Annotated in this window: 14 protein-coding genes, 2 tRNA genes and 1 other RNA gene; 4 read left to right on the top strand and 13 right to left on the bottom strand. The window is 70.2% G+C overall.

Features of this window, described 5'->3' with window-relative positions:
* Positions 1-429: 429 nt before the first annotated feature.
* From ACX938_RS01550 to ACX938_RS01535, 4 genes are all read right to left on the bottom strand, one after another.
* A complete protein-coding gene (locus tag ACX938_RS01550) occupies positions 430-939 on the bottom strand; it encodes a GNAT family N-acetyltransferase (RefSeq protein WP_459429697.1) in 510 nt (169 codons plus the stop codon).
* A 112-nt stretch (positions 940-1,051) separates the two neighbouring features.
* Complete coding sequence (gene rpmG / locus ACX938_RS01545) at positions 1,052-1,219, bottom strand: 50S ribosomal protein L33 (RefSeq protein WP_218448217.1); 168 nt, start codon at positions 1,217-1,219, stop codon at positions 1,052-1,054.
* Between the two features lie 111 nt (positions 1,220-1,330).
* Positions 1,331-1,738, bottom strand: an RNA gene (rnpB, locus tag ACX938_RS01540) — RNase P RNA component class A.
* A gap of 34 nt (positions 1,739-1,772) precedes the next feature.
* Complete coding sequence (locus ACX938_RS01535; protein WP_459429696.1) at positions 1,773-2,486, bottom strand: alpha/beta fold hydrolase; 714 nt, start codon at positions 2,484-2,486, stop codon at positions 1,773-1,775.
* 164 nt (positions 2,487-2,650) lie between these two features.
* On the opposite strand from ACX938_RS01535, the gene ACX938_RS01530 reads away from it, so the two are divergent.
* On the top strand, positions 2,651-3,835 hold the full coding sequence (locus tag ACX938_RS01530) for a BaiN/RdsA family NAD(P)/FAD-dependent oxidoreductase (protein WP_459429695.1): 1,185 nt from the start codon (positions 2,651-2,653) through the stop codon (positions 3,833-3,835).
* A gap of 69 nt (positions 3,836-3,904) precedes the next feature.
* Complete coding sequence (locus ACX938_RS01525; protein ID WP_459429694.1) at positions 3,905-4,591, top strand: hypothetical protein; 687 nt, start codon at positions 3,905-3,907, stop codon at positions 4,589-4,591.
* A 16-nt stretch (positions 4,592-4,607) separates the two neighbouring features.
* On the opposite strand, the gene murD is transcribed toward ACX938_RS01525, so the two are convergent.
* The 6 genes from murD to ACX938_RS01495 form a co-directional block, all read right to left on the bottom strand.
* The gene (gene murD, locus ACX938_RS01520; protein ID WP_459429693.1) at positions 4,608-6,011 is read right to left on the bottom strand and encodes a UDP-N-acetylmuramoyl-L-alanine--D-glutamate ligase; all 1,404 of its coding nucleotides are present in this window, start codon (positions 6,009-6,011) and stop codon (positions 4,608-4,610) included.
* Between the two features lie 73 nt (positions 6,012-6,084).
* Positions 6,085-7,305, bottom strand: coding sequence for a Coenzyme F420 hydrogenase/dehydrogenase, beta subunit C-terminal domain (locus ACX938_RS01515; RefSeq protein ID WP_459429692.1), 1,221 nt, complete (start codon positions 7,303-7,305; stop codon positions 6,085-6,087).
* A 234-nt stretch (positions 7,306-7,539) separates the two neighbouring features.
* Entirely contained in the window at positions 7,540-8,748 is a 1,209-nt protein-coding gene (locus ACX938_RS01510) for a beta-ketoacyl-[acyl-carrier-protein] synthase family protein (protein ID WP_459429691.1), read from the bottom strand.
* Positions 8,745-9,005 (bottom strand): acyl carrier protein, encoded by a 261-nt coding sequence (locus ACX938_RS01505; protein ID WP_459429690.1) that lies wholly within the window; start codon positions 9,003-9,005, stop codon positions 8,745-8,747. Before ACX938_RS01505 ends, ACX938_RS01510 begins: the two co-directional genes overlap by 4 nt.
* Before the next feature lie 36 nt (positions 9,006-9,041).
* Positions 9,042-10,136 carry a UDP-3-O-(3-hydroxymyristoyl)glucosamine N-acyltransferase gene (locus ACX938_RS01500; RefSeq protein ID WP_459429689.1) on the bottom strand — a complete coding sequence of 365 codons (1,095 nt, stop codon included), beginning with the start codon at positions 10,134-10,136 and terminating at the stop codon, positions 9,042-9,044.
* A 30-nt stretch (positions 10,137-10,166) separates the two neighbouring features.
* Entirely contained in the window at positions 10,167-11,780 is a 1,614-nt protein-coding gene (locus ACX938_RS01495; RefSeq protein ID WP_232752325.1) for a L,D-transpeptidase family protein, read from the bottom strand.
* 334 nt (positions 11,781-12,114) lie between these two features.
* Here ACX938_RS01495 and ACX938_RS01490 point away from each other — a divergent pair, with 334 nt between their 5' ends.
* Positions 12,115-12,684 (top strand): YcbK family protein, encoded by a 570-nt coding sequence (locus ACX938_RS01490; protein ID WP_232752326.1) that lies wholly within the window; start codon positions 12,115-12,117, stop codon positions 12,682-12,684.
* A 398-nt stretch (positions 12,685-13,082) separates the two neighbouring features.
* Here the strand turns inward: ACX938_RS01490 and ACX938_RS01485 are convergent.
* The 3 genes from ACX938_RS01485 to ACX938_RS01475 form a co-directional block, all read right to left on the bottom strand.
* Positions 13,083-13,159 (bottom strand) — tRNA-Asp (locus ACX938_RS01485).
* Between the two features lie 35 nt (positions 13,160-13,194).
* Positions 13,195-13,271 (bottom strand) — tRNA-Asp (locus ACX938_RS01480).
* A 116-nt stretch (positions 13,272-13,387) separates the two neighbouring features.
* Entirely contained in the window at positions 13,388-14,326 is a 939-nt protein-coding gene (locus tag ACX938_RS01475; RefSeq protein ID WP_459429688.1) for a pirin family protein, read from the bottom strand.
* Between the two features lie 217 nt (positions 14,327-14,543).
* Between ACX938_RS01475 and ACX938_RS01470 the strand changes: the two genes are divergently transcribed.
* Entirely contained in the window at positions 14,544-15,473 is a 930-nt protein-coding gene (locus ACX938_RS01470) for a LytTR family DNA-binding domain-containing protein (RefSeq protein WP_459429687.1), read from the top strand.
* Positions 15,474-15,481: the final 8 nt, after the last annotated feature.

The following is a 15,481-nucleotide window of genomic DNA, read 5'->3' as shown; positions in this document are numbered from 1 at the left end:
CTTTGCAACGCCCAACACACGCCGCCCTGCCGCCCGACGCGCAACCGCTCAACACCGCCCCCTCCCACCCCGCACACCAGAGGGCGCGCGCCGGACCGGGGGCCGGCGCAGCTGCCCTCTGAGCGGGGCGCTTTATCCCAACAAGGTCAGGGCTAGGGGATAGCTATGCGCACCTCCCCAAGGAGCGCCGGCCCAAGGGGCCGGTCCGGCGCGCGCCCGGCACCTTCGGTGCTATTCGGGCGCAAGGGGGCGCGGGGTGCGGTGTCGCGTTTCGAACCAAAGCCCGCTCGGCACCTTCGGTGCTGGTCGGGCGCAAGGAAGGACGGCTCACTGTGTTGGTGGTGAGGATCTGCTTAGAAGGAGTGGCGTGAGAAATGCGCCTCTCTCTCAAGCTTTACGCGCCGACCCACCGCACCCCAAAGCCCCCCCTCACAACCGCGCCCGCATCGCCACGGCCGGCAGCTTCACCCCGCCCGGCAGCGGCACCGTCACCGGGCCCTGCCGCTCGAAGCCCATGGCGGCGTAGAAGGGCTCGGCGTTCAGCGTCGAGACACAGGACAGCTCGCGCATCCCCTGCCCCTGGGCATGGCCGATGATATAGTCGAGAAGCCGCCGCCCGATGCCCTGGCGCTGGTAGTTGTGATGGGTCACCACGTGGCGCACATGGCCCACGCCCGGCGTGCGCGCGCCGCTGCCGGGCGCCGCCTGGGTCCAGCCCCCGGCGCCGACCAGGAGCGCCCCGCGCAGCACCAGGAAGAAGGAGCCCGACCGCAGCAGCTCGGGCTGCGCCCGCCCGATCACCGGCAGCGCGCCGGCGCAGACCTCCTCGGAGTAGGTCCCGGCCAGCAGCACCGGGTAGGCGGTGGAAAACAGCCGGTCCACGGCGGGAAAGTCCGAGCCATGGGCCCGGCGGATCATCGGCGAATCAATCAACATCATCAATCTGTCCGGAAATGTGGGGCGGCCAGAATAGCCCGCCCCCCGGACCGCCCGCACGAAAAACGCCGCCCCCCGGGGGAGCGGCGTTCCGGAACATCAAAAATCGGGCAGATTACTTGATCTTGCCCTCCTTGTATTCGACGTGCTTGCGCGCGACGGGATCGTATTTCTTGATCACCATCTTCTCGGTCATCGTGCGCGCGTTCTTCTTGGTCACGTAGAAGTGGCCGGTGCCTGCGGTCGAGTTCAGGCGGATCTTGATCGTCGTCGGCTTCGCCATCGTGTCGTCTCCTTCGGGCGGGCGCGCGGTGCCACGCACCCCCGTGAAATTCTTTGAGGCCCGCGTATTGCTCAAGAGGCCCGTCAAGTCAACCGGGCGGGCCCCGGAATCTCGCGCGGAGGGCCTGTAAGCCGGATTCTGTGCCAGGCGGGTCTCCCCGCCCGCGACGACCATTCATCTGGGCCGGCCCTCGCGGACCGGCTCGTGCTGCCAACCCGGACCCCTCGGGCTGAAGCGGCCCTGCGGCGATATCCCCGAAAGGATCAGCCCGCGCGGGGTCCCTATGCGGCATTGCTCCCGGTGGGGCTTGCCATGCGGGTCCGGTTGCCCGGCCCCCGGTGGGCTCTTACCCCACCGTTTCACCCTGGCCGCCGGACGCGCCGGCGGTGGTCTGTTCTCTGTGGCGCTTTCCGTCAGGTTGCCCTGCCCGGGCGTTACCCGGCACCGTCGCTTCAAGGAGTCCGGACTTTCCTCCCCGGCGGGGTGACCCCCGGCCGAGGCGGCCGTCCGGCCCTCCGCGCGTCCCGGGCGATACGCCGGCCCGCGGCCCGCGTCAATCCGCGGCGCGCCGGCGCAGGATCAGGCTCCGGGCCATGAAGTCGCGCAGCGCCTCGGCCACGAGCTGCGGCGCCTCGAGCATGGGGAAATGCCCGGCGCCGGGGATCAGGCAAAGCTCGCCCACCGGCGCCAGCCCCGCCGTCACCTCGAGCCGCCGGGCGCGGATCAGCGGATCCTCGGTACCCCCCAGCACCAGGATCGGCGCGAGGCAGCGGCGCAGAACCGCCTGCTGGTCGGGCCGGCGCTGCATGGCGCGGGACTGCGCCAGGAGCGTCTCGGCGCCCATGACCTCGGCCATGCCCGAGAGGACCGCGCCGAGCCGTCCGCGTTCGGCCACCTCGGAGATGGCGCCCGCCGGGAACTCCCGCGTGACCCAATCGGCGATCCGCCCGGCGCGCAGCGCGATCATCCGCGCCTCGCGCGCGGCGGCCTCGGTCGGGGTCTCGGCAAAAGGCGCCGCGGCGATCAGCGCAATTCGCGTGACCCGCGCCGGCAGCTGCCGCTGGATCTCGAGCGCCACAGCACCACCAAGCCCATGGCCCACCAGCGCCACCCGCGGCGGCAGGCAGGGCAGGATGCGCTGCGCGATCTCCTCGACCCGGGCCGCGCCCTGCGGCAGCACCAGGCTCACCAACCGGTCGAGCGCCAGCGCCTGCACCTGATGGGCAAAGACGTGACCCGTCGCGCCATGGCCCGGAAGAAAGACCACGGTTTCCTCGGGCGCTGCGCTTTGAACACAAACCTGCACAACGGGAACCCTGCTCGCGCGTCCATCCTGACGCTTGTCCCGAAAGTCTAGCAAAAGCCCCGAACCTGGGAAGCCGCGGCATCGGCGCGCTTGCGAATTGCCGCCGCGCGTGCTTTCCGCGCGACATGGAAGTGACAACGCTGATCCTCGGCGCCGGCGCGGCCGGCATGATGTGCGCGGCCCATGCGGGACCGGGCACGCTGGTCGTCGACCACGCCAAGGCCCCGGGCGAGAAGATCCGCATCTCTGGCGGCGGGCGCTGCAATTTCACCAATCTCGACGTCCGCTTCGAGCGCTTCCTGGGCGGCAACCCGCATTTCCACAAGTCCGCCCTGTCGCGCTACACGCAGTGGGATTTCATCTCGCGGGTCTCCGAGGCCGGGATCGCCTGGCACGAAAAGACGCTGGGGCAGCTTTTCTGCGACGGCAGCGCCAAGGAGATCATCGCCATGCTGCGCGATGACATGGCGGCGGCGGGCGCCGAGCTCTGGCTTTCGACCAGGCTCTCCGCGCTCGAGCATGCCGACGGGCGCTTCCGCGCCACCTTCGAGCGCGAGGGCGCAAGCCGCACCGTGACCGCGCGGAACCTCGTGCTCGCGACCGGCGGCAAGTCGATCCCCAAGATGGGCGCCACCGGCCTTGCCTATGAGATTGCCGAGCGCTTCGGCCATGTCCTGACCGAGACCCGTCCGGCGCTGGTGCCGCTGACCTTCCCCGACGGGCGCTTCAAGCCGATCTCGGGCGTCTCGACCCCGGCGCGCGCCAGCTGCAACGGCACCAGCTTCGACGAGGCGCTCCTTTTCACCCATCGCGGGCTCTCGGGCCCGGCGGTGCTGCAGATCTCGAGCTACTGGCGCGAGGGCGAGAGCCTGGCGCTGGACCTCCTCCCCGAGACGCCCTTGGCGGAGCTTCTGTCGGAGAAGCGCCACAGCAGCGGCAAGCGCCAGCTCACCACCGAGCTTGCCCACCACCTGCCGCAGCGGCTGGTCGACCACCTCGCCGAGGAGATCGACCTTTCGGGCCGGCTCGGCGATCTCTCGGACGCGCGCATCGCGGCGCTCTGCCGGGCGCTTCAGCACTGGGAACTGCGCCCCGCGGGCTCCGAGGGTTACCGCACCGCCGAGGTGACCCTGGGCGGGGTCGCGACCGAGGGCGTATCCTCGAAGACCATGCAGTCCGAACGCCTGCCCGGCCTCTACATCATCGGCGAGGCGCTGGACGTGACCGGCTGGCTCGGCGGCTACAACTTCCAATGGGCCTGGTCCTCGGGCTGGGCCGCGGGCCGCGCCATTGCCGGGCATGACGCCTAGGTAACAGCCCGGCGACAGCCGCACAGAAGACGCTTGAAAACGTCATGCGATGGTTACAAATCCGTCGTCATGACCAAAGCCGCCAAGAAAAGCCTGCCGACCCGCATCACCCGCGCGATCCGCGCGCAGGTGCCGCGCAAGACCGCGCGCGATCTCTGGAACCGGCTGCGCTTCGGCGCGGGCGCCCCGCAGAGCGACGAATGCCTCTGGGTCGATCCGATGGCGGTGAACCACGTCTATTCCGGCGGCAAGACCTTCCCGCTCCGGCGGCACAACTCGGGCCAGGTGATCCCCGGCGACTGGGACCTCTCGCGCCTGCCCCTGCCCGAAAGCGACAAGGCGCTGTCCTGCCGGCTGCATTTCGTCGAGGGCGTGCCCTGGTCGGAGACCCCGATCTATCACCGCCTCAAGGCCGAGATCCTGGCGGGTGGCCGCCCCGACGGGCTGAAGGACCTGGACGCGCTCGACCGCCGCTACGCGCGGCTCGACAAGCTCTGGAGCTACGCCAAGCGCGAAGGGCTGCGCCCGCGCTCGGAGACGCCCGAGAGCTACCGCCGCGAACACGGCGGGGTGCTGGTGCATATCGCGCGGGACGGCACGCTGATGCGCTCGGGCGGCGCGGCGCATCGCTTCGCCATCGCGCGGCTTCTGCAGCTGCCGAAGATCCCCGCGCAGATCGGCGCGATCCACCCCGGCGCCCTGGACGCGGGCCACCTGGCGGTGCTGCGCCAGCCGCCCGAGATGCCGCGCGGCTAAGGCCGTCAGGCGGGCGTCAGCCGCCCGTCACCCGCGCCACCTCGGCGGCGAAATCCTCGCCGCGCTTCTCGAAGTTGTCGTATTGGTCGAAACTTGCCGCCGCCGGGGCCAGCAGCACCGTCTCGCCCGGCAGGGCGTCGCGATGGGCGGCGGCCACGGCGGTCGCCATGTCGGTGCAGATCTCCACCTCGACCCCGGTCAGCCCCAGCGCGAATTGCGCCGCCTCGCGGCCGATCACATAGGCCTTGCTGACATGGGCCAGCCCCGGCTCCAGCGCCGAAAGCCCGCCTTCCTTCATCAGCCCGCCGCAGACCCAGCGGATCTTGTCGAAGGCCTGCAGCGCCTTCAGAGCCGAATCCACGTTGGTCGCCTTGCTGTCGTTGACGTAGCGCACGCCGCCCGCCTCGGCGACGATCTGGCTGCGGTGCGGCAGGCCCCGGAAGCTGCCCAGCGCCGCCTCGATCTGCCGCGGCCCGAGCCCCAGCGCCCGGACCGCCGCATAGGCCGCGCAGGCGTTCTGGTGGTTATGCGCCCCGGGCAGCCCGGGGATCTGGCGCAGGTCGATGGCACCGACCTGCTTGCCCTTGCGCCATTCGCTCAGGAACCCCTTGCGCGCCATGACCTGCCAGCCCGGCCCCTGCGGCTTTTGCCCGACCGAGACCCGGATCAGCCGGTCGTCGCCGGGCGACGTGGCGATCTGGTTGGCGAGGAACCGGCCCTCGGGCTCGTCGACGCCGATCACCGCGCGGTCCGGCCCGCCCTCGGCGAAGAGCCGGCGCTTGGCGGCGAAATAGCCGCCGAGCCCGGCGTGCCGGTCGAGGTGATCGGCGGTCAGATTGGTGAAGACCGCGATGTCCGGCGTCAGCGCCCGCGCCAGCTCGGTCTGGTAGGACGACAGCTCCAGCACGATCACCGCCCCGTCGCCCGGCGGATCGAGGTCGAGCACCCCGCGCCCGATGTTGCCCGCCAGATCCACCGGCCGCCCGGCCTCGGCCAGGATGTGCCGGATCAGCGCCGAGGTCGTCGACTTGCCGTTCGAGCCGGTGACCGCCACCACCTTGGGCGGGCTGTCAAATTCCATCCAGTCGCCCGAGGCCAGGGCCCGGAAGAACAGCCCGATGTCGTTGTCGACCGGCACGCCCGCCTCCCAGGCCGCGGCAACCGCCGGGTTCGGCGCGGGATAGAGATGCGGGATGCCCGGCGAGACCACCAGGAGCGTCAGCTCCGCCATGACCGCGGATGAGGCCAGCGCCGTGACCTCGAAGCCCTCGGCCTCGGCCCGGGCGCGGGCGTCCGGCGTGTCGTCCCAGAGGACCGGATGCGCCCCGCCCGCCGCCAGCGCCCGCGCCGCCGAGAGGCCCGAGCGGCCCAGTCCCAGGACGCCCACGCGCTCGCCCGTCATGCCGGTCACCGGAATCATCGCTGCCCCTCCGCCGCTCAAACCTTCTGTCTTGCGCGACAGGGCTAGGGCAAATGCGGTGCCAAGGAAAGCCTCACCGCGTCTCGTCCTCGCGGGGCTCAAGCCCGTAAGGCCGGACCAGCCGCCAGACATGCGCGGGCACCATGTTCTTGATCCGCGCGGGGTGGCAGCGGCGCAGGTGCAGCACGGTCTCGATGGCCTTCATCTCGAGCCGGGCCCGGGCGAACTCCAGCCCGCGCGGCCCGATGCGCGGCTGCAGGAAGGACACCAGCGGCCGCAACCAGCCCGGCATCCGCCGCACCGGCAGCCCGCCCGCGGCGCGCTCGACATTGCCCATGAAGCCCCGGACCGCGCCGGCCCGCGCGCCCTTCGAGCCCGGGGCGGCGCGCTTCAGCCGCGGCCCCAGCCGATCGAGAAGCGCCGCGCCCCGGGCGTTGCGCACGATCAGCCACTGCTGCCCTTCGCCGCCCATGTAGCCCACGGTCACATCGGCCAGCCGGTTGCTGTAATCGACGCAGGTCCGGCAGGTCAGCGGGAAGAAATCCGCCGACAGATCCGACAGGGGCAGGCTCAGGAAGGGCACCTCGCGCGGCGGCCGCCCGTCGTCGAAGCGCAGCTCGACCCAGTAGTCGGCGCGGAACTCCAGATAGGAAATCCGCTCGGGCGCGGGATCGAGCCGCGCGAGGAAGGCGTGGAAGTTCTCGGTGGTGGTGTTGTCCGAACAGGGCGTGCCGATGACGGTGATCTCCTCGAAGCCCAGTTCCGCCTCGAGCGCCCGCAGCGCGTAGACCTGGCAGGGAATGCCGATCACCGCGATGCGCCTGTGGCCCGCGTCCCGCGCGGGCTCCAGCGCCGCGAGAAGCGGCGCGAAGCCCATGCGCATGCCCCGGGTGCGGGCCATGTCGGCGGGATCTGTGACCACCACCGACATGGGCCGCCAGCGGTCCTCGGGATGCGGCGCCACGGCGAGGACCGCGTCGACCGCCCCGTCCTCAAGAAGCTGCGCCCCGAGCGCCGAGGCAATGCCGGTCCATTGCGCCCCCGGCAGGGGCGGATCGAGCGACGCGCGATACATCGCCCGGGTGACCCCGAAGAAGCCCTCGTCACCCCCGGGCTCCGCCGCGCGGCCGTGCACCTGGGCCTCGAGCCCGGGATAATCCGGCTGGATGAACTGGCAGGCCCGCCCGCAGGCCCGGCCGTCGCCCATGCGGCTCACGCCGCAATCGGTGCAGAGCCCCGGCCGCGCCGCGCCGCCGATCTCCGGCACCATGAGTCCCGCGCTGTCGCGTGGCATGTGCCCTCCCGTTCCCCGACACCTGTCAACCCTAGCTGACAGTCGGGTGTCGCACCAACCCCCTGCAGGCCTGACCGGGCCTCAAATACCTCTCGGGGGAGCGCGAGGGGGCAGACAGCCCCCTCGCCCGCGCCCGGACCCGCGCCAGCGGGACCGGGGGCCAGACATGCGCGGGGCCCATGGCCCCGCTCCGCTGGGTCGAGCAGATCACGAAGAACGAGAGCCGCCCCCGCCTCAGACCTTGCGCAGCGCCAGCACCGCGTTCAGCCCGCCGAAGGCGAAGGCGTTGGAGAGCGCGGCCTCGATCCGGGCCTCGCGGGCCTCGTTCGGCACGCAGTCGAGGGCGCATTCGGGGTCGGGCTCCTCGTAGCCGATGGTCGGCGCGATCACCCCGTCCTTCAGCGCCATGATGCAGGCCAGAAGCTCCACCGCGCCGGTGGCGCCGATGCAATGGCCGTGCATCGACTTCGTCGACGAGATCATCAGATCGTCGGCGTGGGTGCCGAAAACATCGGCCACCGCGGCGCATTCGGTCTTGTCGTTCGCCGCGGTCCCGGTGCCATGGGCGTTGATGTAGCCGATCTTGTCCTTCGCGATCCCCGCGTCGCTCAGCGCACCCGAGATCGCCCGCGCCGCGCCCTGTTTCGAGGGCATGACGATGTCGGCGGCATCCGAGGACATGGCAAAGCCCGCCACCTCGGCGAGGATCTCGGCGCCGCGCGCCTTCGCGTGCTCGTAGTCCTCGAAGACGAAGATGCCGGCGCCCTCGCCCTGCACCATGCCGTTGCGGGTCGCCGAGAAGGGCCGGCAGCCGTCCTTCGACATCACCCGCAACCCCTCCCAGGCCTTGATGCCGCCGAAGCACAGCATGGATTCCGAGCCGCCGGTGACCATGACCGGCGCCATGCCCGAGCGCACGAACCAGAAGGCCTGGCCCATGGCGTGGTTCGACGAGGAACAGGCCGAGGCCACGGTGAAGCTCGGCCCCTTGATGTTGTATTGCATCGAGACGTGCGAACAGGCGGCGTTGTTCATCAGCTTCGGCACCACGAAGGGATGCACCCGGTTCTTCCCCTCCTCGTAGACCGCGCGATAGTTCTCGTCCTGTGTCGTCAGACCGCCGCCCGAGGTGCCGAGCACCACGCCCGATTTCGCTGCCAGCTCGCCGTCGAACTCGAGGCCCGACTGGCGGATCGCCTCCTCGGCGGCGATCAGGGTGAACTGGGTGTAGCGGTCATAAAGCGCGATCTGCTGGCGGTTGAAGACCGCCTCGGGGTCGAAACCCTTGACCTGGCCGCCGATCTTCACCGCCAGCCGGTCGGTGTCGCGCATCTCCAGGGGGCCGATGCCGCAGCGGCCCTCGCGCATGGCCTCGAGCGTGGCGGGCACCGACAGGCCCAGCGCGTTGATCGTGCCGGCCCCGGTGATGACGACCCGTCTCACGCCTTCTGGTCGGCCACGAGCCGCTCGACCCCATCGGCGATCTTGGCCACCGAGGTGATGTCGAAGTCGCTTTCCTGGGGGTCGTTGGCGTTGAAGGGTACGGAGATGTCGAAGGCTTCCTCGATGGCGAAGATCGATTCCACCAGCCCCATGCTGTCGATGCCCAGCTCCTCGAGGGTCATCTCCTCGCGCACGTCCGAGGGCTCCAGCACCGCCTGTTCGGCGAGGATCTCGATCACCTTGGTCCTGATATCCATCCCAGATCTTTCCCGAAGCGATTGTTGTCTTGCGCTCTACTCGCTGGCGGCGGGTTTTGAAACCGCCTTGCGCAGGGCCGCGACCTCGCGCGCGAGCCGTGGCAGCCGGCGCATGGCTTTGAAGATCTCGATCTGCTGATCCATCTTCACCGCCGGGTAGCCCAGCACCACGCGCCCCTTGGGGATCGAGGACAGCACCACCGTCGCGCCGCCGCAGATCACGTTGTCGCCGATCCGCAGGTTGTCGCTGACCCCGGTCTTGCCGCCCAGCACCACGAAGGAGCCGATCTCGGTCGAGCCGCCGATGCCGACCAGCCCGCAAAGCAGCGAATGCTCGCCCACCACCACGTTGTGGCCGACCTGCACGAGGCTGTCGATCTTGGTGCCCCGGCCGATCCGGGTGTCGCGCACGGTGCCGCGGTCGATGGTGGTGTTCGCGCCGACCTCGACGTCGTCGCCGAGCGTCACGCCGCCGAGCGAATGGATGCGCGCCCAGGGCTGGCCTTCGGCCGCGGCCTCGCCGCCGAGGCTCTCGCGGGCCTTCTCGGCGCCCGAGGCCTCGGGGGTCACGAAGGAGAAACCGTCCCCGCCGATCACCGCGCCGGGCTGCAGGATCACCCGGTCGCCCAGCGTGCAGCGCGCGCCGATCCGCGCCCCGGCGTGGATCAGACCGCCCTCGCCGATCACCGTCTCGGCGCCGACAAAGGCCTGCGGGCCGATCACCGTGCCCGCGCCGATCTTGGCGCCCGCGCCAATCACCGCGAAGGCGCCGATGCTGACATCCGCGCCGATCTCTGCGCTGGGGTCGATCGAGGTCATCTCGGAAATGCCGGGGGCATAGCCCGCGCCGGGATCCATCATGGCCGAGAGCCCCGAGAGCGCGAATCGCGGCCGGGGGGCGAGGATCGCCCCCTCGAGCCCGTAGCCCTGCCAGTCCGCCCCGTCCCAGAGGATCGCCGCCCGCGCCTGACCCTGCGCGAGCCCCTCGGCGTAGTCGGGCTTCATCGCCAGCGCCAGCCGGTCGGCCGGGCAGTCCTGCGGCTCGGCGACGCCTGACAGGGCGATGTCAGTCCGGCCCACGGCCTCGAGGCCGAGGGCCTTGGCGATCGCGTCGAGACGATGGCTGGTCATGTCACCTCCGGGCCTGCCTGCCCGGGTGGTTTAGCTTTGAAGACCGCCCAGCGAAACCCCCGAGGCCTCGAGCGCGCGCCAGATCTGCGCGTCACGGCCGTAGATGTCGTCGCGGTACTGGGTCCGGCCCTTGGCGGTGGTGAAGGCGGTCCGGTAGATCAGATGCACCGGCACCTTGGTCTCGAGGTTCACCCGCACGGTGCTGCGCTTGCCGAGGTGGTTCTGGAAGAAGCCCACCGGGTCGGCCTCCTGCTTGGCGAGCAGCGCATAAGCGAAGTCATGCGGGTCGTTCAGCCGCACGCAGCCATGCGAGAAGGTCCGCACGGTGCGCGAAAAGAGGCTCTGCGCGGGCGTGTCGTGCAGGTAGATGTTGTAGCGGTTCGGGAACATGAACTTCACCGACCCGAGCGCGTTCTTCGGCCCCGGCGGCTGGCGCATGGAGAAGGGGAAGCTCGAGGCGCTGTATTGCGAGAAGCCGCGCCCGCGGTTGACCTGCCGGCCCCGGCTGTCGGTGATCTCGAGATGCGAGACCGAGTAGGGATTGCGGCGCAGCATCGGCAGGTATTCGTTCACCACGATCGAGCGCGGGACATACCAGCTCGGGTTGATCTCCATGAACTCCATGACATCCGAGAACTCGGGCGTCTGGCGGTCGCTCTCGCGCGAGCCGACCACGGCGCGGGTCTCGAAGGTCACCTTGTCGTCGTCGTAGATGCGCGCCTTGAACTCGGTCAGGTTCACCTTGATGTGGCGTTCGCCGAGCCCGCCGGGGCGGTTCATCCAGCGCTCGCGCTCCATCGCGACGATGACCGACTTCAGCCGCTCGTCGATGCCGACGTTCAGGGCCGAGAGCGTGGCGTCGCCCGCCACCCCGTCGATCTCCTGGCCGTGGTCTTCCTGGAAGTCGCGCACCGCGCGCTCCATGGCGCGGTCGTAGAAGGCGGTCGAGGTATGGCCGAGGTAGCCCATGGAGACGAGCCGGTTGCGCAGCGCCACCACCGCCTCGCCGCTGTCGCCGGGCGAGAGCTTGGAGGCGCGCACCGCCGGGCCCCAGCCGCCGCGGGCGCGCTGATCCTCGAGCGCCACGCGGGTCGCCATGAGGCGCACGTATTCGGGGCTTTGCGGCGCCAGCGACCGGAAGAGCGCGCGCGGCTCCTCGCTGCCGAGCCGGGCCAGGAGGTCCTCGGGGCTGCGGGCCTCGGGGTCGCGCTTGATCGCGCGCACCACCTCGCGCGGGTCGAGGATGCCGGTCTGCAGGTCGCGCGCCAGCCGCAGGTAGGCGAGCGACATCTCGACCTCGGCCTCGCCCCGGGCGCGCGGCGTGTCGGCGGCGCGCAGCATCCGGTAAAGGCGGTCGGCGTCGTGGCGCGCGGCGGGGATGCCATGGGCTTCGACCCGGCGCATGGCGTCGATCAGCATGGCGCGGCGGTCGCGGTGCAGGGCCTCGCCGCCGGTCCAGACCGGCTCGAACAGCCGCGCGCGGTAGAAATCGTTGAGCCCGTCGTGCTCCGCCACGGTTTCGGCCACCGCCTGCTTGAAGGCGGTCACCTGTGCCAGCGCCGGCGCGGGCAGCGCCGTCAGGCCCAGGGAGACAAGGGCCGCGGCGGCAGCCATGCGAAAGCGGAAGGCACGGGGAAACATCATGGAAAGGTCTCGAAACAACGGGCGGACAGAAGGGGTTGAGGACAGTTGATCTGTGAACCAACGCATCTGTCCATTCACATTTCCCTCATGCGGAAAATCTTTTTTGCACCTTTTGCCGCAGGGTCACAAGGCCGCCTTGCCACGCGGCATTCGGGCAACATCCCGGCGTTTTGAGCAATATTTCGCCGAAACCCATTGTATCTCGGAACAATCCGGCCCGTCGGCCTTCCGAGAAAAACCCGACTGTGCAATAACCATTAAGACATCTGGGGGAAGATGGCAGGCGCGCCCAACGAGGTGCGCGATACAGGACAGAAAACGGGACAGGTTTTCTATGACAGACCTACGGACGGGCGGGTTCACCCGCCGTGGCCTCTTGCAGGCCTTCGCTGCGACAGCAGTCACCGCAGCTCCAACCTTCGCGAATGCGGCTGGGTTCCTTCGGGGTGGTGGCGACATCCGTCGCATCAAGATGTATTCCGGGCGCACCGGGGAACGCATCGACATGATCTACTGGGTCGACGGGGATTATATCGCCGACGCGGTGCAGGAGATCACGCATTTCATGCGCGACTGGCGGAACAACAAGGTCAAGAACATCGATCTGCGCACGATCGACATCATGGCCGCCTCGCACAACCTTCTGGACGCAAACGAGCCCTACATGCTGATCTCGGGCTACCGCAGCCCCGAGACCAACTCGATGCTGCGCGCGCGCTCCTCGGGGGTGGCGAAGAACTCGCGGCACCTGCGCGGCGAAGCGGCCGACCTGCGGCTGGCCTCGCGCTCGGTGCACCAGGTCGCCAAGGCCGCCATGGCCTGCCGGGCGGGCGGCGTCGGGCGCTACTCGGGCTCGAACTTCGTGCACATGGACTGCGGCCCGGTGCGGAGCTGGGGCAGCTGAGGCCACCGCGCGACAAGCGACCTGTCTGGACGTGAAGAGAACGGCGCCTTCGGGCGCCTTTTCTTTTTTGTGGAGAGGGGGGCCGGGCGCGGCTCGCTCGGACGGGGACTATGCTGGCTCCGAGATGGGTGGCACAACGGGAGCGGCCCTGACCCGCCCGGCTGCGCTCACCGCCACACGGGGGAAGCACCGAAGCCACCCTGCCCCGCAAGGCCGGCCATTTGCGGAGCCTCCGGGACACCCTGCCCTACACGGCGGACCGCAGGCTGAGCACTCGGGCCGCCCGGCCTCATTCGCCCGACCACCACCATGCCCTAACCACCTCACCCCAAACACAAAACCACGCCGCAGCCCCAGTCGGGCGCGACGCCTCACTCATCTCATCTCTTTAGAAGAAGTGGCGCGGTTGACGGGGCTCGAACCCGCGACCCCCGGCGTGACAGGCCGGTACTCTAACCATCTGAGCTACAACCGCGTAGCGTCTAGGGGCACCTTCGGATCGGAACAGCGTGGCGCGGTTGACGGGGCTCGAACCCGCGACCCCCGGCGTGACAGGCCGGTACTCTAACCATCTGAGCTACAACCGCTCGCTGTTCGCCCGGTGCCCCCGGGCGTGCCGCGCGTTCTAGGCGGGTGTCCTTCCCCCGTCAAGCGGTTTCCGTGCCCGGATTGCGGGCTTTTTTCGCGACCCCGCGGAAGCCCGCTAGCGCGGCGGCAGGGGGATGAACTCGCCGTCATCGCCGGGCGGCAGCTGGAAGCGGCCATGGGCCCAATCCTCGGCCCGCCAGGCCTCTTTCGCGGCCTCGATCCGCTCCTTCGAGGAGGCCACGAAGTTCCACCAGATGTAGCGCGGCCCCTCGAGCGTCGCACCGCCGAGGAGCATCACCCGCGCGCCTTGCTCGCCCGCGCGCAGCGACAGTCGGTCGCCGGGGCGGAAGACCATCATCTGCCCCGCCTCGAAGCGCTGGCCCGCGATCTCGATGGCGCCCGAGACCACGTAGACGCCGCGGTCCTCGTGGTCGTCCGGCAGGGGAATCGCCGCGCCGGGCGCCAGCTGCGCGTCGGCGTAGAACATCTCGGAGGCGGTCTCGACCGGGGCTTCCTCGCCCCAGGCGCGCCCGAGGATCAGCCGCACCTCCTTGCCCTCGCCGGTCAGGAGCGGCAGCGCCGAGGCGGCGGCATGCTGGAAGTCCGGCGCGCGGTCCTCGTGGTCCTTGGGCAGCGCCACCCAGGTCTGGATGCCGAAGAACGGCATGGCCTGGCGCTGGGTCGCGTCGTCGGTGCGCTCGGAATGGGTGATGCCATGGCCCGCGACCATCCAGTTCACCGCGCCCGGCTCGATCCAGGCATCGGTGCCCAGGCTGTCGCGGTGATGCATCCGCCCGTCGAAGAGATAGGAGATCGTCGCCAGCCCGATATGCGGATGCGGCCGCACGTCGAGCCCCCGGCTCGGCAGCAGCTCGGCCGGCCCCATCTGGTCGAAGAAGATGAAGGGTCCGAACATCTGCCGGCGCGGCGCGGGCAGCGCGCGGCGGACCTCGAAACCGCCCAGGTCACGGGCGCGCGGGACGATCACGGTCTCGATGGCGTCGACCTCGTCTCCGGTCGGGCAATGCGGATCAAGCGCGGGGTTCCAGCTCATGTGGTCTCTCCTTGGGGCATCCGGGTCACGCCAAGAATCATAGAGTGTGCGGGCACTTGCATGAACACGCATTTCGGGAGTAGTCCTGTGCGTGCCTGCGCAGCCAGATTTACGGCCTCCGCGTCGCGCAGATTTTGCCCCTCCGAGACCGCCCGCCCGGGCGGTCCCGTTTTCCCAGTTTAGACCGCATCCCCCTTCACATGCGCGACCGTATATCGTGAGACGATTTCTGATCCAGCGGCTGGTCTTTCTCGACCTCGCCGGGCGGCCCTTCGAGCTGTCATCGGGCCGGCTGGCCCGGGTGTTGCTGCGGCCCTACGGGCTGCTTTACCTGCTGTTGTGTTACGCCACGCTGCTGGCGACCGATCCGGCCGCGCTCGGCACGGTCTTTCCCGCGCCGGTGCTGCCGCCGCTCTATTTCGGGGTGACGCTGGGCTACGTGCTGATCTTCTGCGCGCTGCCCGCGGTGCTGGCCATGCTGCCCGAGCGGCTGCGCCCGCGGGTGCCGACGGTGGCGGCGGGGCTCGTGACCGCGACGCTCATGGTGCTGGCGCTCGAGGTGCTGGCGCGGACCGCGGGCGGACCCGAGGCCAGCCTGATCTCGCTGCGCCGGATGGTCGGCATCCTGATGCTGGTGGGCTTCTTCGACAGCGTCTTCTTCCTCTTTGCCTATCCCGCCATCGCCCGGCGCGGCGGGCTGCCGCCGCTCGAGGCGCCGCGGGCCCCGGCGCGGCGCGCGCCCGCGCCCGCCACGCCGGAGGCCGAGGCCGCGCCCCCTGCCCCGGCGGCCCCGACCGAAGACCCCGAGGGCCGCGCGCTGGTCGTCGGCTCCACCCGGGTGCCGATCGAACGGGTGCTCCTGATCGAGGCCCGGCAGCACCACGTCCAGGTCACGCTCGAGGACCGGGTCCTGACCCAGCGCGCGCGGCTGGCCGATGTGGTCGCCCAGACCCGGCCCGAGGACGGCTTCCAGCCGCATCGCTCCTTCTGGGTGCCGCACCGCGCGGCGGGCGCGCTGATCCATGACGGTAAGCGCCACGTGGTGCGGCTGACCAACGACAAGGAGGTGCCGGTGGCGCGCACCCGCCTGCCCGAGGTCGAGACCTGGCTGGCGCGCTACAAGAAGATCGCCCGCAGCCGCGGCTGACCGCCGCT

This window comes from Roseivivax sp. (genome assembly GCF_054552075.1).
Note: the sequence above shows the minus strand (reverse complement) of the source record. Positions and strands in the feature narration are given on the sequence as shown.